Origin of the sequence: uncultured Pseudomonas sp., assembly GCF_943846705.1 — a bacterium.
Lineage (GTDB): Bacteria > Pseudomonadota > Gammaproteobacteria > Pseudomonadales > Pseudomonadaceae > Aquipseudomonas.
In genome coordinates this window covers 212,945-239,036 of record NZ_OX044366.1, presented here as the reverse complement: position 1 = coordinate 239,036, position 26,092 = coordinate 212,945, and the positions used below count along the sequence as shown (strand labels likewise).

Annotated in this window: 22 protein-coding genes and 2 pseudogenes; 12 read left to right on the top strand and 12 right to left on the bottom strand. The window is 62.0% G+C overall.

The genetic code is table 11. The features are described 5' to 3' along the window. Window positions 1-582: 582 nt before the first annotated feature. From Q0V31_RS01165 to Q0V31_RS01155, 3 genes are all read right to left on the bottom strand, one after another. Window positions 583-2,010 carry a sigma-54 dependent transcriptional regulator gene (locus tag Q0V31_RS01165; protein ID WP_298183357.1) on the bottom strand — a complete coding sequence of 476 codons (1,428 nt, stop codon included), beginning with the start codon at window positions 2,008-2,010 and terminating at the stop codon, window positions 583-585. Between the two features lie 75 nt (window positions 2,011-2,085). Continuing rightward, window positions 2,086-5,040 (bottom strand): sensor histidine kinase, encoded by a 2,955-nt coding sequence (locus Q0V31_RS01160; protein ID WP_298183352.1) that lies wholly within the window; start codon window positions 5,038-5,040, stop codon window positions 2,086-2,088. Between the two features lie 54 nt (window positions 5,041-5,094). Further along, complete coding sequence (locus Q0V31_RS01155; RefSeq protein WP_090243806.1) at window positions 5,095-5,271, bottom strand: hypothetical protein; 177 nt, start codon at window positions 5,269-5,271, stop codon at window positions 5,095-5,097. A 164-nt stretch (window positions 5,272-5,435) separates the two neighbouring features. On the opposite strand from Q0V31_RS01155, the gene Q0V31_RS01150 reads away from it, so the two are divergent. Further along, the gene (locus Q0V31_RS01150; protein ID WP_298183349.1) at window positions 5,436-6,674 is read left to right on the top strand and encodes a parallel beta-helix domain-containing protein; all 1,239 of its coding nucleotides are present in this window, start codon (window positions 5,436-5,438) and stop codon (window positions 6,672-6,674) included. After that, window positions 6,674-7,789: an SO2930 family diheme c-type cytochrome gene (locus tag Q0V31_RS01145; RefSeq protein ID WP_298183346.1), complete on the top strand. Its 1,116-nt coding sequence runs from the start codon at window positions 6,674-6,676 to the stop codon at window positions 7,787-7,789. Before Q0V31_RS01150 ends, Q0V31_RS01145 begins: the two co-directional genes overlap by 1 nt. Window positions 7,790-7,851: 62 nt before the next feature. Here the strand turns inward: Q0V31_RS01145 and Q0V31_RS01140 are convergent, their stop codons facing one another. The 7 genes and pseudogenes from Q0V31_RS01140 to Q0V31_RS01110 all read right to left on the bottom strand — a co-directional run bounded on the left by Q0V31_RS01140 (window position 7,852) and on the right by Q0V31_RS01110 (window position 14,291). Further along, a complete protein-coding gene (locus Q0V31_RS01140; protein ID WP_298183344.1) occupies window positions 7,852-8,808 on the bottom strand; it encodes a DUF808 domain-containing protein in 957 nt (318 codons plus the stop codon). Window positions 8,809-9,877: 1,069 nt separating this feature from the next. After that, a pseudogene (locus Q0V31_RS01135) lies at window positions 9,878-10,782 on the bottom strand (glycerophosphodiester phosphodiesterase). Between the two features lie 153 nt (window positions 10,783-10,935). Then, the gene (locus Q0V31_RS01130; RefSeq protein WP_298183341.1) at window positions 10,936-11,508 is read right to left on the bottom strand and encodes a HupE/UreJ family protein; all 573 of its coding nucleotides are present in this window, start codon (window positions 11,506-11,508) and stop codon (window positions 10,936-10,938) included. 31 nt (window positions 11,509-11,539) lie between these two features. Continuing rightward, the gene (ureG, locus tag Q0V31_RS01125; RefSeq protein WP_298183332.1) at window positions 11,540-12,154 is read right to left on the bottom strand and encodes an urease accessory protein UreG; all 615 of its coding nucleotides are present in this window, start codon (window positions 12,152-12,154) and stop codon (window positions 11,540-11,542) included. A gap of 19 nt (window positions 12,155-12,173) precedes the next feature. Continuing rightward, window positions 12,174-12,956, bottom strand: coding sequence for an urease accessory protein UreF (locus Q0V31_RS01120; RefSeq protein ID WP_298183329.1), 783 nt, complete (start codon window positions 12,954-12,956; stop codon window positions 12,174-12,176). 5 nt (window positions 12,957-12,961) lie between these two features. After that, window positions 12,962-13,462 carry an urease accessory protein UreE gene (ureE, locus tag Q0V31_RS01115; RefSeq protein ID WP_298183325.1) on the bottom strand — a complete coding sequence of 167 codons (501 nt, stop codon included), beginning with the start codon at window positions 13,460-13,462 and terminating at the stop codon, window positions 12,962-12,964. A gap of 166 nt (window positions 13,463-13,628) precedes the next feature. Beyond that, window positions 13,629-14,291, bottom strand: coding sequence for a TetR family transcriptional regulator (locus Q0V31_RS01110; RefSeq protein WP_298190851.1), 663 nt, complete (start codon window positions 14,289-14,291; stop codon window positions 13,629-13,631). Window positions 14,292-14,430: 139 nt separating this feature from the next. On the opposite strand from Q0V31_RS01110, the pseudogene Q0V31_RS01105 reads away from it, so the two are divergent. The 3 genes and pseudogenes from Q0V31_RS01105 (at window position 14,431) to Q0V31_RS01095 (ending at window position 17,658) form a co-directional block, all read left to right on the top strand. After that, window positions 14,431-15,546: pseudogene (locus Q0V31_RS01105) on the top strand (ferredoxin reductase). A gap of 6 nt (window positions 15,547-15,552) precedes the next feature. After that, window positions 15,553-16,647: a fatty acid desaturase gene (locus Q0V31_RS01100; RefSeq protein ID WP_298183311.1), complete on the top strand. Its 1,095-nt coding sequence runs from the start codon at window positions 15,553-15,555 to the stop codon at window positions 16,645-16,647. A 120-nt stretch (window positions 16,648-16,767) separates the two neighbouring features. Beyond that, a complete protein-coding gene (locus tag Q0V31_RS01095) occupies window positions 16,768-17,658 on the top strand; it encodes a triacylglycerol lipase (protein WP_298183306.1) in 891 nt (296 codons plus the stop codon). A 131-nt stretch (window positions 17,659-17,789) separates the two neighbouring features. On the opposite strand, the gene Q0V31_RS01090 is transcribed toward Q0V31_RS01095, so the two are convergent. Both Q0V31_RS01090 and Q0V31_RS01085 read right to left on the bottom strand, forming a co-directional pair. Next, the gene (locus Q0V31_RS01090) at window positions 17,790-18,113 is read right to left on the bottom strand and encodes a Rieske (2Fe-2S) protein (RefSeq protein WP_298183294.1); all 324 of its coding nucleotides are present in this window, start codon (window positions 18,111-18,113) and stop codon (window positions 17,790-17,792) included. 113 nt (window positions 18,114-18,226) lie between these two features. After that, window positions 18,227-20,419 (bottom strand): TonB-dependent hemoglobin/transferrin/lactoferrin family receptor, encoded by a 2,193-nt coding sequence (locus Q0V31_RS01085; protein ID WP_298183280.1) that lies wholly within the window; start codon window positions 20,417-20,419, stop codon window positions 18,227-18,229. Window positions 20,420-20,549: 130 nt separating this feature from the next. On the opposite strand from Q0V31_RS01085, the gene Q0V31_RS01080 reads away from it, so the two are divergent. The 7 genes from Q0V31_RS01080 to Q0V31_RS01050 are packed head-to-tail and all read left to right on the top strand — an operon-like array spanning window position 20,550 to window position 26,092. Continuing rightward, entirely contained in the window at window positions 20,550-21,242 is a 693-nt protein-coding gene (locus tag Q0V31_RS01080) for an energy transducer TonB (protein ID WP_298183277.1), read from the top strand. A gap of 21 nt (window positions 21,243-21,263) precedes the next feature. After that, window positions 21,264-22,334 carry a ChuX/HutX family heme-like substrate-binding protein gene (locus Q0V31_RS01075; protein ID WP_298183274.1) on the top strand — a complete coding sequence of 357 codons (1,071 nt, stop codon included), beginning with the start codon at window positions 21,264-21,266 and terminating at the stop codon, window positions 22,332-22,334. 1 nt (window position 22,335) lies between these two features. Next, window positions 22,336-22,977 carry a MotA/TolQ/ExbB proton channel family protein gene (locus Q0V31_RS01070; RefSeq protein ID WP_298183262.1) on the top strand — a complete coding sequence of 214 codons (642 nt, stop codon included), beginning with the start codon at window positions 22,336-22,338 and terminating at the stop codon, window positions 22,975-22,977. After that, a complete protein-coding gene (locus Q0V31_RS01065; protein WP_298183260.1) occupies window positions 22,962-23,405 on the top strand; it encodes a biopolymer transporter ExbD in 444 nt (147 codons plus the stop codon). The genes Q0V31_RS01070 and Q0V31_RS01065 overlap by 16 nt, the downstream gene beginning before the upstream one ends. Continuing rightward, entirely contained in the window at window positions 23,392-24,291 is a 900-nt protein-coding gene (locus tag Q0V31_RS01060) for an ABC transporter substrate-binding protein (protein ID WP_298183257.1), read from the top strand. Before Q0V31_RS01065 ends, Q0V31_RS01060 begins: the two co-directional genes overlap by 14 nt. Then, a complete protein-coding gene (locus Q0V31_RS01055) occupies window positions 24,288-25,325 on the top strand; it encodes an iron chelate uptake ABC transporter family permease subunit (protein ID WP_298183254.1) in 1,038 nt (345 codons plus the stop codon). Before Q0V31_RS01060 ends, Q0V31_RS01055 begins: the two co-directional genes overlap by 4 nt. Then, window positions 25,325-26,092 (top strand): heme ABC transporter ATP-binding protein, encoded by a 768-nt coding sequence (locus tag Q0V31_RS01050; protein WP_298183246.1) that lies wholly within the window; start codon window positions 25,325-25,327, stop codon window positions 26,090-26,092. Before Q0V31_RS01055 ends, Q0V31_RS01050 begins: the two co-directional genes overlap by 1 nt.

Sequence of the window (26,092 nt, the reverse complement as noted above, 5' to 3'; positions counted from 1 at the left end):
GGGAGTTTGAAGCTACTGGGGGAGCCGAAGCTCCCCCCCAAATTGGTGCGTGCTCTGTTTTTATTATTATGGCGGGCTTGTTGTTTTTGTTGATTTACCCGTTCCATCCAGTCAGTGACTTTTGGAAGCTCTCCCAAGTTGGGAGTTAAGAGCAAACGTATTGCTTTGGATACTGACGCTGCCATGATCACACAGTGACCCAACCAGTTCTGGCGCTGCCTTAGGGCAGTTTTATCGTTCTCGGCCTGGTTTTGGGGCGAACCCCAAAGGCAATTCCTTTCCAAAAGAATCAGTTAGCTGCGCCTCCGCGTTGTTGTTTTTATTGTGCTGGAGTCGGTACGTCTTATTTTTATTAGGTTTGGAACATGCTTGTTATTATTTTTGTATCAGTACTAAAGCAGAACCCGTGCCAGTTTTCGTAAACCCTTTAAATTCAAGGTGTTGAGCGGCTTGGTGAGTGGCTGGGAGGTATAAAAAAGCCGGGCTCTCGTTACCATAAGACCCGGCTTTTGTTACTAAGTGTTGAATGGGTAACAGATGGTGGAACCTCTTGCGCCCGCATCTGTCACCCAGGTCAGCGCGCTAATCTGCGGTGGCGCCCGAAGACTTGCGACGTGGAATACCCAAGCGTTGGCGGCGCTCCCACAGGCACTTGCGGCTGATGCCGAGTTTGCGGGCCAGCTCGGTCTCGGTCATGTGGTCCTGATGCTCCAACACGAAGTGTTGGAAGTAGTCTTCCAGTGACAGGTCTTCGGTGGGTTCGCTGGATTCATGCCCCAGGCCGCCACCTTGCCCGGGCAGGCCGCTGAAATCGTCCTCAAGGTCATCCAGTTCGATATCGATGCCCAGCAACTCGGCAGAAATACTGTTGCCCTCGCAGAGAATCACCGCACGCTCAATGGCGTTCTCCAGTTCGCGCACGTTCCCCGGCCAGGGGTAGTGACGGATAGCCTGTTCGGCGTCTGAGGCAAAGCTCAGGTCGAGGCGGTGTTGGCGTGTGCTCTGGCGAATCAGGAAGGCGCGGGCGATCTCAATCACGTCGGCCCCACGCTCCCTCAGCGGCGGCAGCTTCAGGGCGATTACGTGCAGGCGGTAATACAGGTCTTCGCGGAACTGGCCGACTTTCGACAGGCTTTTCAGGTCGCGGTGGGTCGCGGCAATCAAGCGCACATCAACCTTCTGCGACTGCACCGAGCCCACACGGCGAATCTCGCCTTCCTGCAGCACACGGAGTAGGCGTGCCTGCGCCTCTAGCGGCAGCTCACCGATTTCATCGAGGAACAAGGTGCCGCCATCAGCCGCTTCCACCAGGCCGGCGCGACCGGCGCTGGCCCCGGTGAAGGCGCCTTTTTCGTGGCCGAACAATTCGGACTCGATCAGCGACTCCGGGATGGCCGCGCAGTTCACCGAAATCAGTGGTGCTTTGGCGCGGCGCGAGAGGTTGTGCAGGGCGCGGGCCACCAGTTCTTTACCGGTGCCGGACTCGCCCTGGATCAGTACATTGGAGTCAGTGGGCGCGACCTTGCGGATCTTGCTGTACAGCTCCTGCATCGCGGCACAGGAACCGATGATGCCGATCTCGCCGTTGCTGTTGTCCACGGCTTTGTCGGTGCCGGCTTTTGCGCTGGCCGCTGCAGGGGCGGGGGCGCTTTTGGTCTGCTGGAAATCACGCAGGATGCGCGCCACGGCCTGGAGCATTTCGTCGTGGTCGAAGGGTTTGGCGATGTAATCGACTGCGCCCATTTTCATCGAGTCGACGGCCGAGCGCAGGCTGGCGTAGCTGGTCATGATCAGCACGGGCGTGCCTTGACCGAGCTTGATCATCTCGGTGCCAGGGGCGCCCGGCAGGCGCAGGTCGCTGACGATCAGGTCGAAGCTGGGGATGCTGAAGCGCTCTTGGGCTTCCTGCACCGAGCCGGCTTCGCTGACTTCGTACTGATTGCGCTCAAGCAGGCGGCGCAATGCAGAGCGGATAATAGTTTCGTCTTCGACGATCAAAATATGAGGCATTAATTTGGTCTCTCGACGGTCTCGGGGCATGCCGCTGGGCTAAGGGCCTGGCAGGCATGCTCTCAGTTAGCTGGTTTAGGTCGCTAGGGACGTCGCCTCGACATGCCTCGGCAGGCTGACCCTGATGCGGGTGCCGCGTTGTAGCTCGGGGTCGGCCGGGCTGTCGATTGTTATTTGTCCATAATGCTCTTCCACGATCGAATAGACCAGAGCGAGGCCAAGACCGGTGCCCTTACCCACTTCTTTGGTGGTGAAAAAAGGCTCAAACAGGCGGTCGATAATCGCCTTGGGAATGCCTGTGCCTTCGTCTTCGACGATCAGGTTGATGGTGTGCTCGAATGCCTCGCTCTTAATCCGAATCGCGCTGTTGGGCGGCGAGGCGTCACGGGCGTTAGACAATAGATTGATCAGCACCTGAGCCAGGCGCTGCGGGTCACCGACTACCCAGTGGTCGGAGTCGCAGAGGTTGAAAAATTGCACGTCGATGCTCTGCCGATTGAGGGCCAGGAGGGCAATGGCGTCCTGGGCGACCTGAGCCAGGCAAACCGGCTCATCGCTGTTCTGGTGGCTACCGGAATGGGCAAAGCTCATCAGTGACTGAACAATGCGCGACACGCGTTTGGTCTGCTCGATAATTTGCTCGCTGATCTCGGTCAGCTCGGCGTCATCTTCGCGCTCTTCGCGCAGGTTTTGCGCCAGGCAGGCGATGCCGGTGATCGGGTTACCGATCTCGTGGGCCACACCGGCAGCCAGGCGGCCGATGGACGCCAGGCGTTCGGAGTGCACCAGTTTGTCTTCGAGCAGCTGCGTCTCGGTGAGGTCTTCAACCAGCAGCACCAGGCCGCTGTTACCGGGGGCCAGGGGCTCGTCGATGGCGGCCTTGTGCAGGTTGAGCCAGCGGGTCTGGCCGTCGAGGGCCAGGCTTTGCTTGTGCAGGTGCTCGTCCGGTAGTTCGATAAAATTTTGCAGCAGGGCGCGCCACGGTTCGCCCAAGGTGCCCAGGCGTGAGCCAACCACGCGCTGCGCGGGGATTTCGGTGAGCTCTTCCATGGCCTTGTTCCACATCAGGATCTCCTGATCCTTGGCCAGCGAGCAGACGCCCATGGGCAGTTCCTGCAGGGTCTGGCGGTGATAGCGACGCAGGGTGTCGAGCTCGGCGGCGAGGCCGGTGAGGCGCGAGTGGTAGTCCTCTAGGCGGTTCTCAATAAAGTGGATGTCTTCGCTAACGTAGGTTTCGCTGCCGGCTTTATACGGCAGGAAAGTCTCGACTATGTCCTGGGCCACGCTGGGACCCATCAACCCGGAGAGGTTGGCCTCAATGCGGTCACGCAGGCGACGCAGGGCGTAGGGGCGACCCTCGTCGAACGGCAAATGCAGGTCGCGCAGCGCCTGCTCGACTTCATGCTGGGCGGTTTTTGCGCCGAGCGGCTTGGCCAGCTGCGCGGCAAACTCCTGCGGTGAGGCGGCCAGCAGCTCACGGCGTTGCGGGCGCCGCACGTTATCCACCGCGCAGGCTTCAGCGGCGCTTTTCTCTTCTGTGCTGGCTTCGGTGAACAGCGACACCAGGGTGAACACCAGCACGTTAGCCGCCAGTGAGCCGATGGCCGCCATGTGCCAGCTGCTGTCATCCAGCACATAGATGACGTTGAACCAGGGCAGGTACAGCCCTTGCAGGTTGCCGAGCATCGGCAGCAGCATGCTCACCACCCACACGCCGATCCCTGCCAGCAAGCCGGCGATAAAACCTTTGCGGTTGGCCGTCGGCCAGTACAGCACCGAGAGCACGCCGGGCAAGAACTGCAGGGTGGCGACGAAGGCGACAATGCCGAGGTTGGCCAGGTCCTGTTCGGCCCCGAGCAACAGATAGAAGCCGTAGCCGGCCATGATCACCAGCAGGATCAGCGCTCGGCGGGTCCATTTCAGCCAGCGGTAGATATTGCCCTCCGCCGGCGGTTGATACAGCGGCAGCACCACATGGTTAAGCACCATGCCCGACAGCGCCAGGGTCGTGACGATGATAAGCCCGCTGGAGGCCGACAGCCCGCCGACATAGGCAATCAGTGCCAGAGTCTGGTTGTTGACCGCGATGCCGACGCCGAGGGTGAAGTATTCCGGGTTGGTGGTGGCGCCGAGCTTTAGCCCGGCCCAGAGGATCAACGGCACCGCCAGGCTCATCAGCAGCAGGAACAGCGGCAGGCCCCAGCTGGCGCTGACCATGGCGCGCGGGTTGAGGTTCTCGGTGAAGGTCATGTGGTACATGTGCGGCATGACGATGGCCGAGGCGAAAAACACCAGCAACAGGGTGCGCCAGGGGCCTTCCTGCAAGGGCGTATGCAGGTTGGCCAGTGAGGCCTGGTTCTGCACCAGCCAGGACTGCAGGTCCTGCGGGCCGTCGAACACGCCGTATAGCGCGTACAGGCCGATGATGCTGATCGCCACCAGCTTGACCACCGACTCGAAGGCGATGGCAAACACCAGACCCTCATGCTTCTCGCGGGTGGCGATATGCCGCGCGCCGAAGAGGATGGTGAACAGAATAATCAGCCCGCAATAGGCCAGTGCCACGCGCTCCTGCACTGGCTCGCGGGTGAGAATGCCAATGGAGTCGGCCACCGCTTGAATCTGCAGCGCCAGCAGCGGCAGCACACCGACCAACATAAACAGGGTGGTGAGGGCGCCGGCCCAGGTGCTGCGAAAGCGGAAGGCGAACAGGTCGGCCAGGGATGACAGTTGGTAGGTGCGGGTAATCTTCAGGATCGGATAGAGCAGCACCGGTGCCAGCAGAAAGGCCCCGGAGACCCCCAGGTAGCTGGCGAGGAAGCCATAGCCATACTGATAAGCCAGGCCCACTGTGCCGTAGAAGGCCCAGGCACTAGCATACACGCCAAGCGACAGGATGTAGGTCAGCGGGTGGCGAATGATCCAGCGCGGAATCAGGCCGTGTTCACTGATCCAGGCGACGCCGAACAAAATAAGAAGGTAGGCCGCACTGATCAGGATCAGCTGGCTCAGGCTAAAGCTTGTCAGCATCAGGTTGGCTCGGCGAATAGATTAAGAGGCAGGCATGGGGTGCGCCGCAGGGCGTCAGAGTTCATCGGCATCTTGCTGACTCTGCAGGATAAAGGTCACCACGATCAGAATCAGCCACAGCAGGTAGGGGCGGTACCAGGCCCCATTGGGGTCGATCCACCAGTCCATGATGGCGGGGGAAAACAGATAGATCCCCACCACCAGGATCAGCACCAGTCGATAGATATACATGCCGCATCTCTTCGCTTAATTGCTGGCGATGGTAACGGATGCGTGACGCTCTGCGTAGGTTGGCTTATTGCGCGTGCAGGGCTTGGAGTGACGGGGGCGGGTTGGCTTTTTCTGATTAATTGGTACTATCGTTCCATCTAATAAGAAATACGCTGGAGATTGCCATGCGCCTTGCCCCGCTTTCCTTGCTTGCCCTGTCCGTGTTGTTTGCCGCGTGTGGCGAAGAGCCCGCGCCGCTGGCCAATCTGGATTTCCAGAAAGACCTGCAAACCCAATTGATCAAGGCCAAGCCCGGCAGCGTGATTGAAATACCGGCGGGCATCTATCAGCTTGATCGCAGCCTGAGCCTGAAAGTCAGTGGGGTGACCATCAAGGGCGCGGGCATGGATAAGACCATTCTCAGCTTCAAGGGGCAGAAGTCCGGGGCTGAAGGGCTGTTGGTGGATGCCTCGGACTTCACCATTGAAGACATCGCCTTCGAAGACACCCAGGGTGATTCGCTGAAAGTGGTGGGCGGCAAGAACATCATCATTCGCCGCGTGCGCACCGAATGGACCAACGGCCCGGCCACCGAGAACGGTGCCTACGGCATCTACCCGGTGCAAACCGAAAACACCCTGATCGATGGCGTAGTGGCCATCGGCGCGTCGGACGCCGGTATTTATGTCGGCCAGTCGCGCAACGTGGTGGTGCGCAACAGCCGCGCCGAGCGCAACGTCGCCGGTATCGAGATCGAGAACACCGTGGACGCCGACGTGTATGACAACATCGCCACCGGCAACACCGGCGGCATATTGGTGTTCAACATGCCCAACCTGCCGCAGGCCGGGCGGGTGACGCGGGTATTCCGTAACACGATCGAAGGTAACAACCACACGAACTTCGGCCACAAGGGCACTCCTGTGGCCAGTGTGCCGGCCGGTTCCGGCGTGGTGATCAACTCCAATGATGATGTCGAGGTGTTCGACAACGATATTGGTGAGCACAAGACTGCCAACGTGATCATCAGCAGCTACTTCAGCACTGGTTACACCGACCTTTCCACCGCCGAGAATTTCGACCCCTACCCCGAAGGCATCCATATCCACGGCAACCGTTTTGGCCCGGCAGGCGATAGCCCGGACCATCTGGAATTGAAGGCGCTCAAGGTCAGCCAGTTCGGTTTGAATGGCCGCCTGCCGGACATCCTCTGGGACGGCTACGTCAATCTCGACATTCTGGTGGATGGCAAGCTGCCAGCCGAGCGGGCGATCTGCATCAATAACGGCGAGGCGGGGATGATCAACGTCGACGGGCCGAACAACTACCAGAACATCAGCACCGAGATGGCCAACTACCGCTGCAGCCTGCCGCCGTTGCCGGCGGTCAAGCTGGCTTCGGCTGAAGCCAACGAGGGGGCTTGATGCGCCGTGTGTTGTTGGGGTTGCTGTTGTTGCTCCTCGCCGGCTGCGAGCAACAGCCTGCCGCGCTGTACCTGCCGCACGGTGACAGCTACCCGGAGAAACTAAGTGGGTGGGGCCTGTTGCAGCGCGCGGATGGCTTTATTGCGCCGATTGCCGACGCGCTGCCCTATGACCTGAATACCCCGTTGTTTACCGACTATGCGCACAAGCTGCGCAGTGTGTGGATGCCAGCAGGTGCGGCGGCGACATATCACGAGGAGCACGTCGAGTACCCGTTGGGTACCGTGCTGAGCAAAACCTTCTACTACCCCAAGGATGCGCAGGGCCGTTTGCTGCTCAACGAGCAGGATGACCGCGACCCGCAACGTGGTTTGGAACTGGCACGGGTGCAACTGATAGAAACGCGCCTCCTGCTCAAACAGCAGGGTGGCTGGGTGGCGCTGCCCTATGTGTGGGATGAGCAGCAACAGGAGGCGCACCTGGAATGGGCGGGCGACAGCCGCGAATTGCGTCTGCTGGATGCCCAGGGCCAGACTCAGCCCGTCAGCTATCAAGTGCCGGACGCCAATCAGTGCGCCGGTTGCCATGAGGAGCGCGCGGGGCAAGGCGTTAACCCGCTAGGGCCGAAAGCGCGGCAGCTGAACAAAAGCTTCAGCTACGCCGAGGGCACGCACAATCAGTTGCAGCACTGGCAGCAGCAGGGCCGTCTCCAAGGTTTGCCGGCGGACTTGCAGGGCGTGCCGCAGAACGCCCTGTGGCCGACGCCGCGTCCAGGCGAGAGCCTGGAAAAGCAGGCACGCAGTTACCTGGATGCCAATTGCAGCCACTGCCACAACCCCACCGGGCCAGGACGTACCTCGGGCCTGCTGCTCGATCCGGCCACGGCCATCGGTATCAGCTATGGCCTGTGCAAGCAGCCGGTAGCAGCGGGCAAAGGTTCGGGCGGGCGGCTGGTGGATATTCATCCGGGGCAGCCAGAAAAATCGGTGCTGATCTACCGGTTGGAAAGTGTCGACCCGAGCGTGATGATGCCGGAGCTGGGCCGCTCCAGCGTGCATGCCGAGGGTGTTGACGTGCTGCAGCGCTGGATCGCCAGTCTGCCTGGGGATTGCTGAGAGCCTCGTTGGGCGACCAGCCTTCTATGCCCAGCGGCAAAGCCTGAGCTGCAGAGGCTGGATTAAGCCGAGGTCTTCGCCGGCTTTAGGGTTTTCCACAGGCGCGTTGCCAGGCTGACCAACAGCAGCGCGACGGCTCCGGCAATGACTCCGGCGATGGCGTTGAGCAGGGTCGGCAACAGGGCGGCGAGCAGACCGCTGCTGGCGGCAACACTGAGCGCCAACTGATCAATCCACAGCTGCGCCGTATGAATACCGTGGGTGAGAATGCCGCCCCCGACCATAAACATTGCCGCGGTGCCAAGAACCGACAGGCCCTTCATCATGTACGGCGCGGTAAGCAGGATGCCGCGGCCGAGGCTACGTTGCAGGCGCCCGGCCAAGCCCTCACCGCCGTGATGGCTGAGGTATAGGCCGGCGTCATCCAGTTTGACGATGCCCGCCACCAGACCATAAACCCCGACCGTCATCAGGATGGCGATGCCGGACAGCACTGCGACCTGCTTGCCAAAACTGGCCAGGGCCACGGTGCCGAGGGTGATGGCGATGATTTCCGCCGAGAGAATAAAGTCAGTGCGGATTGCACCTTTAACCTTGTCCCTCTCGAATGCCAGCATATCCACTGCCGGGTCTGCCACGGCCTGCAGCAGCTCTGTGTGCTTGGCCTGATCCTCGCCTTTGTTGTGCAGGAATTTGTGCGCGAGCTTTTCAAAGCCCTCGTAACAGAGAAAGGCGCCACCGAACATCAATAACGGCGTCACCGCCCAGGGTATGAAGGCGCTAATCAACAGGGCTGCGGGCACCAGAATCAGCTTGTTTTTGAACGAGCCCTTGGCCACCGCCCAGACCACCGGTAGCTCCCGCTCGGCGCGCACACCGCTGACCTGTTGGGCATTCAGCGCCAGATCATCGCCGAGCACCCCCGCGGTTTTCTTCGCCGCGACCTTGGTCATTAGCGCCACGTCGTCGAGCACGGCGGCGATATCATCGAGCAGGGTTAACAGGCTGGCTCCGGCCATGGGAAGGGTTCCTTTCTGCGCTGTTCAAGGGGCATCGCGCTGCGAGCGCCGCAGGCAAGCGTGCGCAAATTTATACGTGAGTCAGCCCGCCTCAGCCATAGGCAGTCCGCCCAGGTTTGCCGCCGCGCACGAAAAATATCGCCGGTGTCGGTTAGTCGCGGCTGCTGCCACTGGCCCCGCAGGCATAAGCGGCAAGCAAGCTGCGTAACAGGTCATTGAGCGGCATGGGGTATCTCCTTGATGGGGGTAGGCGAGGTTATGCCGATGCTCAGTGGTTGGGGTGTTGATTGTCTCGATAGGGCTCATAGGCAGAAGCCGCTTATGGCGTTATGCACAGCGCACGTCAGCTTGTTGTGAGTTGTGCACAAAGACTGTGGGGCGTTCTGTGGATAAGGTGGGCGTAGGCGCGTGCGGGTCTAGTCGTGTGGCCGTTAGCGACAGTTGTATGTTTTTTGATCAGTTGATTATTTATCGTATAAACAACAGCTTGGCTGGGTTATTCAGGGGGCATTGGTGGGGCGCCGACGAAGTTGTCCACGACTACTGTGGGTAGAGTTGTTCATAACTCTGGTATGCCTGCTTGCAGGCCTTATTAGGCGCGGCTTTGCGCGAGTTGTATGTTTTTTGATCAGTGCGCGGGTTAGCGTGTAATCCGCAAATTAGGCTGGTTATTCAGGTTGCGATGGGGTAGTGCAGAAGTTGTCCATGGCTGCTGTGCGTAGAGCTGTTGATAACTATGGTATGTCTGCTTGTAGCCCTTGCTGTGCCTGTCTCTGCGAGTATTGATTGTTTTTTGATCAGTCTGTAAATGTGGGTTTAAACGTCATTTCAAGCAGGCTGAGTCAAGCAATAATCGTGTTTTTTGCGGGAATTTCGAGGTGGATAAAATCTGCGGTGGATAACTTATCCCAAGTTACTGTGGAGCGATCTGTGGATAAGCTGCGCACGCTTGTCTTGAGGCCACAGTGGGCGTGGCCTCAAGGGTGTAGGTTGTTTTTTGTACAGCAGGCTGTGCGCCGAATCTGCTTTAGCGCAGCAGGGCTGACGTAGGGTGGCTGTGTACAGGTGCTTAGTTTTCCAGGGCGCTGATTCGGGTCGAGCGCCCCAGCACCTGCAGGGCACGGTCTGGGTAGTCGGTGATCAGCGCGTGGACGCCCAGGTCGAGCAGGCGACGCATGTCTGGCTGTTCGTTAATGGTCCACAGTTGCACGTTCAACCCGCGTTGCGCGGCGGCCTTGAGCAGGCTTGGGCTGGCGACTAGCAGTCCGTCGTGCGTTTCGGGTATTTGCAGCGCCTGATAGGAGGGCGACAGCAGGCTGCCCAGGCCCAGCCAGTTGAGCGCCACCAGCAAACGCACCGAACCCGGCCCGGCGGAGGTGGCTACCCCAGGGCACTGTTCGCGAAACAGTTGCAGGCTGCGTTCATAGATGCTGGCAACTATGACTTGGTCCTGTTGCTGGTGCGCTTGCAGGGCGTCACACAGCAGGACTTCGATGCCGACATCCGGCACCTTGATTTCAATCACCTTGGGTGCATCCGGCAACTTGTCGAGCACTTCGGCAAAACTCGGGATACGGATGCCCTGGCCACGGTAGGGATAACTCTGGCCACCGTCGGCGCTCCAGTTATAACCGGCATCCAGTGCCTGTAATTGCGCCAGGCTGAGCGCGGCAACTGCGCCGTCGCCATCGGTGGTGCGTTCCAGGGTGCGGTCGTGAATCACCACCAACTCGCCGTCACTGGACAGCTGCAGGTCCATCTCCAGCATGTCGACGCCCAGGGCGCTGGCGCGCTGGAAGGCAAACAGGCTGTTCTCCGGCCACAGGCCCTTGCCGCCGCGATGACCAGCGGTTGCTCGGCAAAGCGACTCAGCACGGCTGTCGGTTGGGCCGGTTTGCTGGTCAGGGCCAGCACGCCGAGGGCGATGGCCAGCAGCAGGAGGGGAGCAGTTAGAAAGCGAGCGACGCGCAGCATGGTCAGCATCCAGGGCAGTCAGGTAGGGGTGGTAATACGCACCGACTATGACAAAGCCATGGCGGCTGAGCGAGGGGTGAAATGCATCAGCCTTGCGCGCGTTGCAGTCAGGCGTCACAGGCGAACGGCAGTGCCGTTCACCTCGCCCTGGGCTTAACCCGTCAGCAACCAGGCGCCGGTCACTGCTGAGGCAGCGCCCAGCCAGCGCACGAGCGGCGCGGCGGCCTGCGGCAGCAGGCGTACCAGCGCGTAGCCACTGGCGTGCAGAGTGGCGGTGGCCACGGCAAAGCCTGCGGCATAGCCCCATGGGCTGGCCTGCGCAGGCAGCTCCAGGCCATGGGCGACACCGTGGGTCAGGGCAAATACGGCGGTCAGGACGATGGCAGCCAGCGTCGGTAGGCGAATGGCCACGGCCACCAGCAGGCCGAAGGCCAATACCGAGGCGGCGATGCCGGTTTCCAGCAGCGGGACTTGCAGACCGTTAAAGCCCAGCAGGCCACCCACCAGCATGCTGGCGACAAAGCACAGCGGCAGCGCCCAACGTGCAACGCCGGCTTGCTGCGCGGCCCACAGGCCGACGGCGAGCATCGCCAGCAGGTGATCGAGGCCGAGTAGCGGGTGTGCCAAGCCTGCCATTAGCCCGGCGTGGTCGTGCCCCGGATGGGCGAAGGCCATGGCGGGGCTGAGCAGTAGGGCGATGACAGCGAGCGGTTGGCGCAGGTGCATGAGGTGTCTCCTTGACTGAATGTTGGGCGTTTCAGGCGGCGCTGAGCATGCCGTGTTGTTCGATAAAGGCGATGATCTGCTGCAGACCCTGACCAATCTTCTGGTTGCTAAATACGAACGGTTTTTCGCCGCGCATCTTCAGCGTGTCGCGCTCCATCACTTCCAGCGAGGCGCCGACCAGTGGCGCCAGGTCGACCTTGTTGATCACCAGCAAGTCGGACTTGCAGATGCCCGGGCCGCCCTTGCGTGGCAGCTTGTCGCCGGCCGATACGTCAATCACGTAAATGGTCAGGTCTGACAGCTCCGGGCTAAAGGTCGCCGAGAGGTTGTCGCCGCCGGATTCGACGATGATCAGGTCCAGGCCTGGGAAGCGCCGGTTGAGTTGGTCGACCGCTTCCAGGTTGATCGAGGCGTCTTCGCGGATCGCCGTGTGCGGGCAGCCGCCGGTTTCCACGCCAATGATTCGTTCTGGCGCCAGGGCCTCGTTGCGCACCAGAAACTGCGCGTCTTCCTGGGTGTAGATGTCGTTGGTCACCACCGCTAGGTTGTAGCGCTCGCGCAGGGCCAGGCACAGGGCCAGGGTCAGCGCGGTTTTGCCGGAACCGACCGGGCCGCCGATGCCGATGCGCAGGGGTTGGCTGTTCATCTTTAAGTCTTCCTTATCATCAAGAACGGAATAAACGGCTGTATTGGCGCTCGTGCGCCATGCTCGCCAGGCTCAGGCCAAAGGCAGCGCTGCCCCAGTGCTGCGGTTGCAGTTCACTGGCCTGGCGCTGGGCCTGTTCCAGTAATGGCAGCAGTTTTGAAGTCAGGCGTTGCGCGGCTTGTTGGCCCAGCGGCAAGGTCTTCATCAGCACCGCCAGCTGGTTTTCCAGCCAGCCCCAGAGCCAGGCGGCCAGAGCATCATCGGCGCTGATCTGCCAGGCGCGGGCGGCCAGCGCCCAACCAACGGCCAGGCCGGGTTCGTCGAGTTCGCTAAACAGTTGCTGCGCCGGCTCGTCCAGTTCCGGTAGGCCGCTGAGCAGCTGTTGCAGGGAATAGCCCATCTGCCGACTTTCCAGGCGCAGCTCGCGGGTTTCGCGGCTGGCGCGTTGTTGCTCGGCGAGCTGGCGCAATTGCGCCCAGTCCTCGCTGGCTGCGGCGTGGCAATGGGCGCGCAGCAGCGGCGCCTCGAAGCGGGCCAGGTTGAGCAGCAGCTGATCGGCGATCCAGTGCTGGGCGCTCTCGGCGTTATTCACCAGGCCCTGTTCGACGGCCATTTCCAGGCCCTGGGAATAGCTGTAGCCGCCAATCGGTAATTGTGGGCTGGCTAACCTAAGCAGCTGCCAGGCGCTACGAAATGACACTGAACTGGCTGCGCTTGACGATACTGTGTTGCACGGCGGCTCGGACTGCTCACGTGCAGCTGTAAGCTCGACTCGGCTGCGCTCGCTGGCGTTCAGAGTCATTTCGTTCACTTGCGTGCACCGAACTGATGCAGGCGCGGCGCATAGCTGAACTCGGCATCGCCGGCATGCGAATGGTGATGGCCGCCGCCATAGGCGCCTTGTTCGGGTTGATAGGGCGCTTCGACGTTCGTCACCGTTGCGCCGAGCTGCTCCAGCATGGCCTTGAGCACATAGTCGTCCGGCAAACGCAGCCAGCCATCGCCGAGTTGCAACGCGACGTGGCGGTTACCCAGGTGATAAGCGGCGCGCATCAGCTCGAACGGATTGGCGCAGGTGACGTGCAGCAGTGGCTCGGCACGGGCGATGACCCGCACGATGCGGCCATCTTCAGCCTGCAGGCATTCACCATCGTGCAGGGCAGGCTGGCCGCGCTCAAGGAACAGGCCGACGTCTTCGCCAGCGCGGCTGAAGCAGCGCAGGCGGCTTTTGCTGCGGGCTTCAAAACTTAATTCAAGTTCGGCATCGCAGTGCGGCTGGGCGTCAATACGGCGGTGGATCACCAACATGGGGCAGTTTCCGGCAGGTCAATACCGGTTACAGAGCAAGGGGCTTGCCAATCCGTGTTGAGCCCAGGCGCAACTAGGCTTTGCGTCTATTAGGTGCAAGTTTTCCGTGCGTTGCCTCGGGCTGATTTGGTGCGTGGCGGGTGTGGGTGAGTTGTTTTGGTGCGCGTTAGCGGGTTGTCTGCCCCAACCCCTGCCAGTGTTTGGCCCCGATAAAGATAAAGCGCAGCTGCTCGATCATCTTGACCTCGGGGGAGGCATGCATCGGCAAGGTGGCGGCGGGCGGGTCGATCAGCTCGGGCAGGGTGGCGAACACGGTTTTCACCACCAGATCGGCAATCACGTTCTGCGCCGGGGCATCGAAATGCTGCAGCCTCGGCATGGTGGCGAGATCAGCGACTAGGTCGGCGCTGATGCGCTCGCGCAGTGCGCCGATAGCCTGGCGAACCAAAAGTGAGCCGCCGTATTGCTCGCGGGCAAGAAACAGGAACTGCGAGCGGTTAGCCGCCACGGCGTCGAGGAAGATGCGCACCGAGGCGTCGATCACCCCGCCCACTTCAAACTCGTGGTGACGGACTTGGCGAATGGTTTCGCGGAAGGTTTCGCCCACTTCGGCGACGAGTGCCAGGCCCAGGGCGTCCATGTCATCGAAATGCCGGTAGAAACCGGTCGGCACGATGCCGGCGCTGCGTGCGACTTCACGCAAGCTCAAGCTGCCAAAGCCGCGACCACTGTCCATCAGACTGCGCGCCGCGTCCATGAGGGCGTGGCGGGTTTGCAGTTTTTGTTCGGCGCGCGGTTGTAGTGGTTTCAAGCGTGCATGGCTCGGCATGGCGAAATCAGCCCAGCACTCTATCAAATGGCCTTCCTCTACGTCGAACTGTGGTCTCGAAGTCATTTGAGTGTACGAGTGTTGACCGAGTGGTGGCGCTCTGCCAATCTAGTGCACAATTGTTCACTGGAGTGTTGTGTTGGCCCTTCTTCCTTTTGCCTGGGTGCGTGGGCTCGCAGGCCTGCTGTATCCGCTGCGCGTGCTGGTCGCCCAGGGTTGCTTGCGTGAAAGCGATGTCGACGCCGGGCTGGCGCTGCTGCATCCGGCGCTGCGGCTGAATCGGGTATTTGCCCAAGTCACCCAGCGCCAATGGGTGGGCGACGACATGCTCGAACTGACCTTGCGTGCCAACGGCAACTGGCGTGGAGCCAAGCCTGGCCAGCATGTGCAGCTGTATCTCGAACGTGATGGGGTGCGCCTGTGCCGCAGCTATAGCCTGACGGCGTTGCAGGCGCACGGCAGCCTGCAAATCGCCATCAAGCAGCAGGCCGGTGGCCGGGTTTCGCCTTATCTGCTGCAGCAGTTGGCGGTGGGTGACGTGCTGGAATTGGGGCCGGTATATGGCGAGTTGTACTGGCCTGCTCCGGCGCAGGGCGTGCTGTTGCTGGCCGCAGGCAGTGGCATCACGCCGCTGCTGGGGCTGCTGCGCGTCGCCCTGGCACAGGGTTTTAGCGCCCCGGTGACGTTGCTGCATTACGTGCGTGAGCAGGGCCAGCGGGCTTTTGTCGCCGAGTTGCAGGCGCTGCAGGCGCAGTACAGCAACCTGCAGGTGCGCTGCTCGCTGACGGCAGGCCATGCCGAGCCCGGCGAGTTGGTTGGGCGTTTTACCGCCGAGCATGTGGCTGCATTGCTGCAACTGGCCCCACAGCACGTGCTGGCCTGTGGTCCGGCAGGGTTTGTCGGCCAGGTGCAACAGTGGTGGCAAGGGGCCGGGCAGTCCGGACTGTTGCAGGTTGAGGCCTTTACCCCGCCGGCATTGATCGCGGATGTCGGCTTGCGTCAGGTCAGCCTGCGCTTTGCCCGTAGCCAGTAGCAGGCGCTTGCCGACAATCAGCGCAGCTTATTGGCGCAGGCCGAGGCGCATGGCTTGCAACCGGCCCATGGTTGCCGCCAGGGCATTTGCGCCAGCTGTACCTGCACCTTGGTCAGCGGCACGGTGCGTGATATGCGCAGCGGTACCTTGTTCAGTGAGCCGGGACAGCCGATTCGCCTGTGTATCAGCGCGCCGCATGGCGATGTCGAACTTGATCTTTAACAGGAGATGCCCATGCGCACTGACCGTGAACTGAGCGCGGCTGAACTGGAGGCGTTCGGCCAAGAGCTGGATGCATTGCGTCAGCGCACCCTGGCCGACCTCGGCGAGGTGGATGCGCGTTATATCCGCCGTATTCGCGCGGCGGTGCGGTTCTGTTGCTGGAGCGGGCGAGGCTTGCTGATGTTCGGTTGGTTGCCGCCGACCTGGCTGCTGGGCACTGCGCTGCTGGGGCTGGGCAAGATTCTGGAGAACATGGAGCTGGGCCATAACGTCATGCACGGCCAGTACGACTGGATGAATGACCCCGAACTCTGCGGGCGTAGCTATGAGTGGGATATCGCCGGCCCCGGTGATTTCTGGCGGCACACCCATAACCATGTGCACCACACCTGGACCAACGTGCTGGGCATGGACGATGACGTCGGTTATGGCGTGGTGCGGCTGTTTCCCGAGCAGCGCTGGAAGCCGTTCTACCGCTGGCAGCCGTTGTGGGTGACGCTGCAGGCCGTGCTGTTCCAGTACTCGGTGGCAGTCCAGCACCTGCGTCTGGACAAGGTTTATAAAGGCAAGCTGAGCAAAGCCGAAGTGCGCCCGCTGATCCGCCAGTTCAACGGCAAAATCCTCCGCCAGTGGGGTAAGGATTACCTGTTCTTCCCGCTGCTCGCCATGCTGTTCGGCGCCAATGCTCTGGCGGTGCTGGCCGGCAATGCGGTGGCCAACCTGCTGCGTAACCTGTGGACCTTCACGGTGATCTTCTGTGGCCACTTCACGGAAAAAGCCGCGGTGTTTAGCAAGGAGTCGGTGGTCGGCGAAAGCCGTGGCCATTGGTACCTGCGCCAGTTACGCGGCTCCAGCAACCTTAACGGCGGGCCGCTGCTGCATATCCTCACCGGTAACCTCAGCCACCAGATTGAACACCACCTGTTTCCCGATCTGCCGGCTCGGCGCTATGCCGCGCTGGCGCTGGAGGTGCGCGAGATCGCCGCGCGTTATGGTCAGGTCTACAACAGCGGTAGCTTGTGGCGGCAGTTCACCACAGTGCTCAAGCGGATCTGGATCTACCGCAACCCACCAGCCGGCACTATGCCGGTTGGCGGGTAACGCCATACCGTAGGCCTGGATGGCACCCGACTCGTCACTCAGTCGGTTATATGAACGGCATGGGCATGCTTTGTGGTTCAGTACGTTCTTTCTCGCGGTAAAACACAAGGATGGTTTGCAATGGCGACTTCTACTGCACCCCGTTATCCCCTGGTTCTGGTGCCAGGTTTGCTCGGCTTTGTCAGCCTGCTCGGTTATCCCTACTGGTACGGCATTGTCAGCGCATTGCGCCGGCATGGGGCGACGGTGTTCCCGGTGCTGGTGTCTTCGGTGAATTCCACCGAGGTGCGCGGTGAGCAGTTGCTGTTGCGTATTGCCGAGGTGTTGCAGCAAACCGGTGCGCAAAAGGTTCATCTGCTTGGTCACAGTCAGGGCGCACTGACTGCGCGTTATGCCGCAGCGCTGAAGCCTGAGTGGGTGGCGTCCGTGACCTCGGTGGCCGGGCCTAATCATGGCTCTGAGCTGGCGGATTATCTGACCGGTAAAGCGCCACATGGCAGCCTGCGTGAACGCTTGTTGAGCGCCTTGCTGCGTGGCGTAGCGCGTTGCATGGCCTGGCTGGAGCGCGGCTATAAAGGCGCGCCGCTGCCGATGGATGTCAGCGCGGCGCAGCAGTCGTTAACGCAGGAAGGTGTGGCTGCTTTCAACGTGCGGTACCCGCAAGGCTTGCCTGAGGTTTGGGGCGGAGAGGGCGCGGCCGAGGTCAATGGCGTGCGCTACTACTCCTGGTCCGGCACCTTGCAACCCGGCATCACCAATAAAGGCGGCAACCGTTTCGATGGGCCGAATGTCGCCTGTCGGTTATTTGCCCGCACCTTTGTGCGTGAAACTGGGCAGTGCGATGGCATGGTCGGGCGTTACAGCTCGCACCTCGGTACGGTGATCGGCGATCAGTACCCCATGGACCATTTCGACATCATCAACCAGACCTTCGGCCTGGTCGGCAAAGGCGCTGAGCCGGTGAAGTTGTTTGTCGAGCACGCGCAGCGCCTGTACGCGGCCGGGCTCTAGCGTCTCTGCACGCCACCAAGGCTCGTAGGATGGGTTGGCCTGCGATACCCATGACAGTCGGTTTGATGCAGCGGCTGATTGATCGGTATCGCTGCACTCAACCTGCGCGGCTCGATTCATCCTGCAAAGGTTTATCCAGGCAGATCGACCCAGATGCCCTGGTCATCTTCGCGAGTTGCAAGCTCTTGAAGCGATTGCCCGGCGCAGGGGCCAGCGACGCATTCGCCGGATTCGATCAAAAACAGCGCGCCGTGGGTGGCGCACTGGATCAGGCTGGCACTGGCATCGAGAAACTGGTCCGGCTGCCACTCCAGGGGGATGCCGCGGTGCGGGCAGCGATTGCGATAGGCATACAACTGGCCGTCCTTGCGCACGGCAAACAGCTTCTCTTCAGCTATTTCAAAGCCCCGGCTCTGGCCTTCGGCCAACTCATCCGGTGCACATAAACGCAACATAGGGATCTCCACGACAGGCCGGCATTATGCCGGCCTGGCCTGGAAGTGGAAGAGCCGAGCGCCTGCATGCGCCCAGTGGCGCTCGGCTGCGCACCGCTGGCAGTGCGCAGCGGTTAGATTTCCCAGACCAGATTGACCGCCACATGGCGCCCAGGCTGGCTGAAACGGCCCATGCTCGGGCTGTTTTCCGTCAGGCCGCGGACGTCGCCCCATTGCCAGTACTGTTTATCGGTCAGGTTGAACAGACCGGCATTCACCGCGAAGTTGTCGCTCATCTGCCACCAGCCATTCAAGTCGAGCACGCCATAACCCGAGGTCTGCGCATGGTTGGCGGTTTGACGGGTATCGACGCGGGTTTTCGCCGCCACCAGGGTCCAGCTCAACTCGCCGCCAAAGCTGCCGCTGGGCTCGCTGTAACCCAGACCGAACACGCCCTTAAGCGGGTCGATAGTGTTGAGCGGCTGGCCTGTGCCTTCATCCTTGCCGCGGGCATAGGCCACGCTGCCGCGGACTTTCCAGCCGGCGGGCAGGCCCAGTTGGTCGAGGAACAGCTCGCCTTTGGCTTCCGCACCACGAATGGTCACGCGGTCGCGGTTAACGTACTGGAACTCGCCGAACGGAAAGCCCTGCACGCTGGAGGCCCGGCTGACTTGCTCGATAAAGTCGTCGTACTGGTTGTAGAACAGCGCCGCGCCAAAGCTGCCGATGGCGTACTGGCCGCGCAGGCCCAGTTCAAAGCTGTCGCTGGTTTCCGCCTTGAGGTTGGTATTGGCCAGGGTGCGGTACATCCCTGGGTTGGTGAACTCGCCGAATATCTCGATAGCCTGCGGCGCACGGAAACCAGCGGCGTACTGGCCGTAGACGCTATGCGCAGGGTCGAGTTGGTAGGTCACGCCAAACTTGGGCGACAGCGCCGAATCAGTGAAGTCACTCGGGTTGCGCTCAGTGGCCTGGCTGTTGAGGTACTTCTGGGTGGCGTGCGGTTGCATTGCGTAGCGGTCGTAGCGCAGGCCTGGCAGCAGGGTCCAGCGGCCGATACTGATACTGTCCTGCACGAACAGGGCATATTCCTTGGTGGTCGGGTCAGGGAAGTCGCTGGTTGGCAGTACTGGAGTGGTCACCCCGCTGCTTAACTGGGTTTCGCCACCTTCGCGCAGGTCGGCATTCTTCAGGTGCTTGAGGTCCAGGCCGTAGACCAGTGCATGCTGCGTGCGGCCGATGCTGAAGGCCTTGTCCAGTTTGCTGTTGAAGGCCCAGAGCTGTTCTTCGTAGTGCGAGTCACGTGTACGGTAGCGCGGCTGCCCGCCGACCACGCGGTCTTCGAAGGTTTGCTGGCGGGTCTGGCTGTCCTGATAGCTGAGCTGGCTGTGGATCTGGTCGACCAGCAGCGTGTCGAGTTGTTGGCTGTGGGCGAGGGAGAGGCGCTCACGATCCACCCGGTCTTCGGCGTCCTGGCGGCGAATGGTCGCGGTGTTGCTGTAGTTGCTCAGCACGCGGGTATCGCTGTCGTCCTGATAGCGCTCGTAGGTCATCTGTAGGCGAGCAGTGTCGCTGTAATCCCAGCCGAATTTGCTCAGCAGGTTGTCGGTGCGGTAGTCCAGCGGGTTGGCCTGTTCGCGGGTTGCGCCGATACCGCTCCGCCCACCGTGGGTCTCTGTGGCCTGGCCGTTACGCCGGCCCAGGTGCAGCAAGCCGTCGATCTGGCCTAGGCGCGCGGCGAAGGTGGCGCTGCGCTGCCAGCTGTCATCACTGCCGTCATAGCCGGTTTTCAGGCGCGCATAGGCGTCGTCGCCATCATCCAGATAATCACTGGCATCCTTGGTCAGGAAACTCACTGCGCCACCAATTGCATCGCTGCCGTACAGCGAACTGGCCGGGCCGCGAATGATTTCCACCTGCTTGACGGTGTCGAGGTCGACGTAGTTGCGTTTGGCGTTGAGGAAACCGCCGAAAGAGAAGGCATCCGGCATACCGATGCCATCCACCTGGGTCAGCACGCGGTTACCACCAATACCGCGAATGGTAAAGCCGGACAGGCCGAAGCGATCACCGCTGCCGCCCACCGAAACGCCGGGTTCGTAACGCACCAGATCCTTAATGTGCTTGATGTTCTGTTGATCGATGTCGCGCTCGGTCTGCACCGACACGCTGCTCGGCACCTGGTCGAGGGTCTGCTCGGTGCGGGTGGCTGTAACGGTCACCGTATCGAACTGATTTGGCGCTTTATCCATGGCAAGCGCCAGGGCGGGGCTGAGCAACAGCAGGGCAAGCCAGGGGCGGCGGGCGAACGGAGGGCTTCTGTGCATGGGGTGCTCCAGGGCGTTTAGGTGGTTTCTCTGACCACCGGGTTGGCATCGGCGGCAAAGCTAAACGACATTGACACGCAAATGCAAATAGTTATCAAATAGATTCAATTTGATTTAGCTGGATCACTGCATGTTGCGTTTTTCGTTGTTTTTGCTGCTGTCGCTGGCCGTGCATGTCGCCGGTTCGCGGCTGCATGGCACAACGCAAAGACCCGCGTTGAGCGCGGCACAAACCGCGGACGCGCCTCAGGTTTTGCGCTTGGCGGCCGTGCTGCAAGCCGCCCCGGCCGCGCTGCCTGAGCAACCACAACCGCTGCGCCAGGTGGCAGTCAGCCAGGCGCTTGCCGTGAAGCCTTCAGCGCCGGTGCCAACGGCCAAGCCACAGGCAATAGCAGTGCCGGCTGAGACTCCGCCTGGGTCTGCGCTGGCGCGCGCGCCCAACAGCCCTGCGGTGAGCCCGACAGTGACGGCTGACGCCGCGCCCGCCGCGCCCGCCGCGCCCGCCGCGGCGGTTGCCGCACCGCCGCTCGCGGAAGTGCTCAGTCGCCAGCCGAGCTTTCGCCAGCCGCCACGCCAGCCGAGTTATCCGTCCCAGGCGCGGCGGCGTAACCAGCAGGGCGTGGTGCTGGTCGAGGTGCGCCTGGATGCGCGCGGCCGGCAGCGCAGCTTGAGCGTGCTGCGTTCGTCAGGGGTGGACAGTCTTGATCGCGCCGCGCTTGAGGCCGTGGCGCAGTGGCATTTTCGCCCTGAAACAGCAGGCGGTCAGGCCGTGCCTAGCCGCGTGCAGATCCCCATTAAGTTCGCCTTAACGGCGAGCCGTTGATTTATCACCGAGGAGTTATCCATGAGCACACATGTCGAGTCCGCTGCCGCCACTAATGATCTGTATCTGGCCTGGCAGGTGCTACGCCGCGAGCAGCCGCGCTTACGTGCTCGCGATGCGGCCGAGCGTCTGGCCGTCAGCGAAGCCGAACTGGTTGCCAGTCGCCTGGGTGTCGACACCGTGCGCCTGCAGCCGGATTGGCCGCAGTTGCTGCCAGCGCTCGGCGAGCTGGGGTATGTGATGGCGCTGACCCGCAACGAGCATTGCGTGCACGAGCGCAAAGGCTTTTACCGCGAGGTTACGGTGACTGCGAACGGGCAGATGGGCTTGGTGGTTTCGGCCGACATCGACTTGCGCTTGTTCCTCGGCGGTTGGGCCAGCGTGTTTGCCATCGAGGAGCAAACGGCCAAAGGCGTTCAGCGCAGCATTCAGGTGTTCGATCGCCAAGGCACCGCAGTGCACAAGGTATTTCTCACCGATGACAGTCAGCTAAACGCCTGGGCACCATTATTGGAGCGCTTGCGTATGGCTGAGCAGCGTGTCGACCTGGAACTGTTGCCGCTGCTGCACGTGCCGCAGGCGCAGGCCGATGCGCAGGTGGATGTGAATGCCCTGCGCGTGGGCTGGTCGACCCTCAAAGACACTCATCACTTCTTCGCTCTGCTGAAAAAGCACGGCACTACGCGCACCCAAGCCCTGCGTCTGGCCGGGAGTGAGTGGGCTGAACCGCTGGAGGTGCGCGAGTTGCCGAAGCTGCTGGAGCAGGCGGGCGCGCGTGAGGTGCCAATCATGGTGTTTGTCGGCAACCGCCACTGCATCCAGATTCACTCCGGGCCGGTGAAAAACCTACGCTGGATGGACAGCTGGTTCAACGTGCTCGATGCCGAATTCAATCTGCACCTGCAGACCACCGGTGTGACCGAGCTATGGCGAGTACGCAAGCCCAGCACTGACGGGGTGATTACCAGCTGGGAAGCCTTTGACACCAATGGCGAGTTGGTGCTGCAGCTGTTTGGCGCGCGCAAGCCAGGCATTGCCGAACGCGAAGACTGGCGTGCGCTGGCCGAAAGCGCGCCAGCGCTGGAGTGCTGAGATGAGCCCGTGGTGGAGCGCGATGGGGCCGTTGGCCTGGCCACTGGCGCTGTGCTCGCTGCTGGCGCTGGCGCTGATTCTGCAGCGGCTCAGCGTTTTTATGCGCTTGCAACCGTTGAGCAATGCCGCCGCGCAGGCGGCAGTCGGTGCCTGCCGCACCTGTGACCGGGAGCACTGCAAAGGCCGCGCACGCGGGTGGCGCTATGGCCTGGCCTTGTTGCTTAAACACAGCGCTTTGCCGCCAGAACAGCGTGAGGAACTCCTCGGTTGCTGGCTGCTGGAGGAGCGCCAGCGTCTTAATCAGCAGCTGCGCTTACTGCAGCTGCTCGGCGTGCTGGCCCCCATGCTCGGTTTACTTGGCACGGTGCTGGGCATGTTGGAGATGTTTGCCTCTATTGCGCAGCAGAACAGCCCGGTCACCCCGGCGTTGCTCGCCGATGGCCTGTGGCAGGCGCTGTACACCACGGTATGGGGCTTGCTGATTGCCATCCCGGCACTGGCGGCGGGGCAGGGCTTTGCCTTGTGGGCCGAGCGCTACCTAGAGGGCGTGCAGGCGTTGCTCAATCGCTGCCAGTTGGCTTTGGGCGGCCTGGAGCTCGAACTGCCGAGCAGTGCACGGACTGCGCAATGGGCCTTGTCGTGATCCGCTTGCCGGCCGCCAATTCGGCGCAGAGCAACCTATTGCCAGACCTGACGCCGTTGCTTGATGTGATTTTTATCGTGCTGGTGTTCTTTCTCCTGACGGCGCAAACCCCGTTGCTGGAGCTGCCCGTGCAGCTGCCGCAGAGCCGTGAGGCGCTGCCCAGCGCGAGTGCCGGCAGCGCTGAGCGCGTGCAAATACAGCTCTCCGCCGAAGGGCGTTGGCGCTTTAACGGCACGCCGCAGGCGGATTTCAGCGCGTTACGCACTGAGCTGAACGCAGCCTTTGCCGCCGATAACGCTGCCGTTCTCGACCTGGCGCTGGATCGTCAGGCGCCGCTCTCGGCATTTCTCGACCTGATGGCGCTGCTGCAACAGCAGGGTATTCAGGACAGTCGCATTCTTTTAGAGGCCACGCATGAAACGCCTTAACGCTTTACTCGCCCTGTGCGCGAGCCTGTTGTCGTGTACCGCGGTGATGGCTGCTGAATCATTGCCGCAACGTTGGGTCAGCTCGGGTGGCTCGCTCAGCGAGTGGATCGTGGTGCTGGGAGGTGAAAACCGGTTGGTCGGGGTGGACAGCACCAGTCAGCATCCACAGTCGCTGCGCGGGTTGCCGAGTATCGGTTATCAGCGCCAGCTGGCGGCCGAAGGGATGTTGACCTTGCGCCCTGATGTACTGATAGGCAGCGAGGAAATGGGCCCGCCGCCGGTGCTCGCGCAGCTGCGCAGTGCAGGTGTGCAAGTGGAAGTGCTCGCCGCCAAGGCGGACTTGCCGAGCCTGCAGGCCAGCTTGCACCGTATCGGCCACTTGCTGGGTGAACCACGGCGCGCCGAGCAGGCCTTTGCGGCGTATCAGCAACGCCTGCAACAGCAGGCCGACTGGTTGCTGGCCGTGCAGCGGCAGCACGCACCACCCGGTGTATTGCTGTTGCTTGGACATGCTGGCGGCAGCCCGATGGTGGGCGGGCACGGCACCTCGGCTGACTGGCTGATCGAGCGCGCGGGGGGGCGCAACCTGGCCGCGCATAACGGCTACAAGGCGATGTCTACTGAGGCCCTGTTAGCGCTCGACCCTGAGGTGGTGATCATTGCGGATCGCCGCTTGGCTGGTGATGCTGCGCGCCAGGCGCTGTTACAGCAGAACCCGGCGCTCGCCGCGACGCGGGCAGCGCGTAATCAACGTTTGCTGATGCTCGATCCAACGTTGTTGGTCGGTGGTCTTGGCCCGCGTTTACCAGATAGGCTGGCGGCCTTGTCCGCAGCCTTTTATCCTGCCAGCCACCCCCTGGTCGCCGAAGCTAAGCCCACGCCATGAATCCTGTTATTCGACCACGCTCACTGTTTATCGCGCTGGGCCTGTTGTTGGCGTTCGCGCTCTGGTTGTCGCTGGCGCTGGGGCCGGTCAGTCTGCCACTGCTCGATACCCTCAAGGCGGCACTGCGCCTGCTGGGTCTGGCGTCGCCGGGGAGCGATCTGGCCCAGGCTGAACTGATACTCGGGCAGATCCGTCTGCCGCGCACCTTGCTGGGGTTGCTGGTCGGTGCAGTGCTGGCGCTGTGCGGGGTGGCGATGCAGGGGCTGTTTCGTAACCCGCTGGCCGATCCCGGCCTGATCGGCGTATCCAGCGGTGCCGCATTGGGCGCGGCGGTGGCGATTGTCGGTGGTGCCGCATTAGGCGGCATACCGGAGGTTTTTGCGCCTTATCTGTTGTCGCTGTTTGCCTTTATTGGCGGCCTCGGGGTGACCGCGCTGGTCTATCGGCTGGGTCGGCGTGACGGTGAAACCAACGTGGCGACCATGCTCCTGGCCGGTATCGCGCTGACGGCGTTGGCGGGTGCGGCCATTGGTTTGTTCACCTACCTGGCCGATGACGCCACCTTGCGCACCCTGACGTTCTGGAACCTGGGCAGCCTCAATGGCGCCAGCTACAGTCGCTTGTGGCCGCTGCTGCTGGTGACGGCGGCAGTGGCGCTGTGGTTGCCGCGCCGGGCCAGGGCGTTAAATGCGCTGTTGTTGGGTGAGTCCGAGGCACGTCATCTGGGCTTTGCCGTAGAGCGGGTCAAGGCCGAGCTGGTGTTCTGCACCGCCCTCGGTGTGGGGGCGGCAGTCGCTGCGGCGGGGATGATCGGTTTTATCGGTCTGGTGGTGCCCCACCTGATGCGTCTGTTGGTGGGGCCGGATCACCGGCTGTTATTGCCGGCGTCAGCCCTGGCCGGCGCCAGCCTGTTGCTGTTGGCGGATCTCGCCGCGCGCCTGGTGTTGGCGCCGGCTGAGCTGCCTATCGGTATCGTCACGGCGCTGATTGGTGCGCCGTTCTTCCTTTATTTATTACTGCGAGGGCGTACCTGATGCTGCGCGCGGAGAATCTGGCAGTACAGCGCGGCTCATCCACGGTGTTGGCGGATATCAACTTGGAGTTGCGCCCTGGCGAGGTGCTTGGTGTGTTGGGCCCCAATGGCGCGGGCAAGAGCACCTTGCTCGGCGCGTTGTGTGGCGAGTTGCCGCTGAGTCACGGCACCGTCTGGCTCGATCAGCGGCGCTTGCAGGACTGGCCGGGCAGCGAGCGTGCCCAGCGCCTGGCAGTATTGCCGCAAACCTCGACGCTGAATTTTGCCTTTCGCGTTGAAGAGGTGGTGGCCATGGGCCGTTTACCCCATGCCAGCGGGCGACTGCGCGATGAGCAGATCGTCAAGCAGGCGCTGGAGGCGGCCGATGCCTTGCACCTGGCCGGGCGCAGCTATCTGGCGCTGTCCGGTGGCGAACGTCAGCGTGTGCACCTGGCGCGGGTGCTGGCGCAGCTTTGGCCGGGCGGTGAGGGGCAGATGCTGCTGCTTGATGAGCCGACCTCGATGCTCGACCCGCTGCATCAGCACACTACCTTACAGGCCACACGCGCCTTCGTTGAACAGGGCGCTGCGGTGCTGGTGATCCTCCATGACCTCAATTTGGCTGCGCGTTACTGCGACCGTCTGTTGCTGTTAGAGCGCGGTCGCCCCCATGCGCTTGGCAGCCCTGAAGAGGTATTGCGTGCCGAGCCGCTGCAGGCGGTGTTCGGTCTGGAGGTGCTGGTGCAGCAGCATCCGGAACGCGGTCACCCGTTAATTGTTGCCCGTTGA

Coding starts and splice junctions, on each gene's coding strand:
- Q0V31_RS01165 (WP_298183357.1), bottom strand. CDS start 2,010: ATGCCTCATATTTTGATCGTCGAAGACGAAACTATTATCCGCTCTGCA.
- Q0V31_RS01160 (WP_298183352.1), bottom strand. CDS start 5,040: ATGCTGACAAGCTTTAGCCTGAGCCAGCTGATCCTGATCAGTGCGGCC.
- Q0V31_RS01155 (WP_090243806.1), bottom strand. CDS start 5,271: ATGTATATCTATCGACTGGTGCTGATCCTGGTGGTGGGGATCTATCTG.
- Q0V31_RS01150 (WP_298183349.1), top strand. CDS start 5,436: ATGCGCCTTGCCCCGCTTTCCTTGCTTGCCCTGTCCGTGTTGTTTGCC.
- Q0V31_RS01145 (WP_298183346.1), top strand. CDS start 6,674: ATGCGCCGTGTGTTGTTGGGGTTGCTGTTGTTGCTCCTCGCCGGCTGC.
- Q0V31_RS01140 (WP_298183344.1), bottom strand. CDS start 8,808: ATGGCCGGAGCCAGCCTGTTAACCCTGCTCGATGATATCGCCGCCGTG.
- Q0V31_RS01130 (WP_298183341.1), bottom strand. CDS start 11,508: ATGCACCTGCGCCAACCGCTCGCTGTCATCGCCCTACTGCTCAGCCCC.
- ureG (WP_298183332.1), bottom strand. CDS start 12,154: ATGAACAGCCAACCCCTGCGCATCGGCATCGGCGGCCCGGTCGGTTCC.
- Q0V31_RS01120 (WP_298183329.1), bottom strand. CDS start 12,956: ATGACTCTGAACGCCAGCGAGCGCAGCCGAGTCGAGCTTACAGCTGCA.
- ureE (WP_298183325.1), bottom strand. CDS start 13,462: ATGTTGGTGATCCACCGCCGTATTGACGCCCAGCCGCACTGCGATGCC.
- Q0V31_RS01110 (WP_298190851.1), bottom strand. CDS start 14,291: ATGCCGAGCCATGCACGCTTGAAACCACTACAACCGCGCGCCGAACAA.
- Q0V31_RS01100 (WP_298183311.1), top strand. CDS start 15,553: ATGCCCATGCGCACTGACCGTGAACTGAGCGCGGCTGAACTGGAGGCG.
- Q0V31_RS01095 (WP_298183306.1), top strand. CDS start 16,768: ATGGCGACTTCTACTGCACCCCGTTATCCCCTGGTTCTGGTGCCAGGT.
- Q0V31_RS01090 (WP_298183294.1), bottom strand. CDS start 18,113: ATGTTGCGTTTATGTGCACCGGATGAGTTGGCCGAAGGCCAGAGCCGG.
- Q0V31_RS01085 (WP_298183280.1), bottom strand. CDS start 20,419: ATGCACAGAAGCCCTCCGTTCGCCCGCCGCCCCTGGCTTGCCCTGCTG.
- Q0V31_RS01080 (WP_298183277.1), top strand. CDS start 20,550: ATGTTGCGTTTTTCGTTGTTTTTGCTGCTGTCGCTGGCCGTGCATGTC.
- Q0V31_RS01075 (WP_298183274.1), top strand. CDS start 21,264: ATGAGCACACATGTCGAGTCCGCTGCCGCCACTAATGATCTGTATCTG.
- Q0V31_RS01070 (WP_298183262.1), top strand. CDS start 22,336: ATGAGCCCGTGGTGGAGCGCGATGGGGCCGTTGGCCTGGCCACTGGCG.
- Q0V31_RS01065 (WP_298183260.1), top strand. CDS start 22,962: ATGGGCCTTGTCGTGATCCGCTTGCCGGCCGCCAATTCGGCGCAGAGC.
- Q0V31_RS01060 (WP_298183257.1), top strand. CDS start 23,392: ATGAAACGCCTTAACGCTTTACTCGCCCTGTGCGCGAGCCTGTTGTCG.
- Q0V31_RS01055 (WP_298183254.1), top strand. CDS start 24,288: ATGAATCCTGTTATTCGACCACGCTCACTGTTTATCGCGCTGGGCCTG.
- Q0V31_RS01050 (WP_298183246.1), top strand. CDS start 25,325: ATGCTGCGCGCGGAGAATCTGGCAGTACAGCGCGGCTCATCCACGGTG.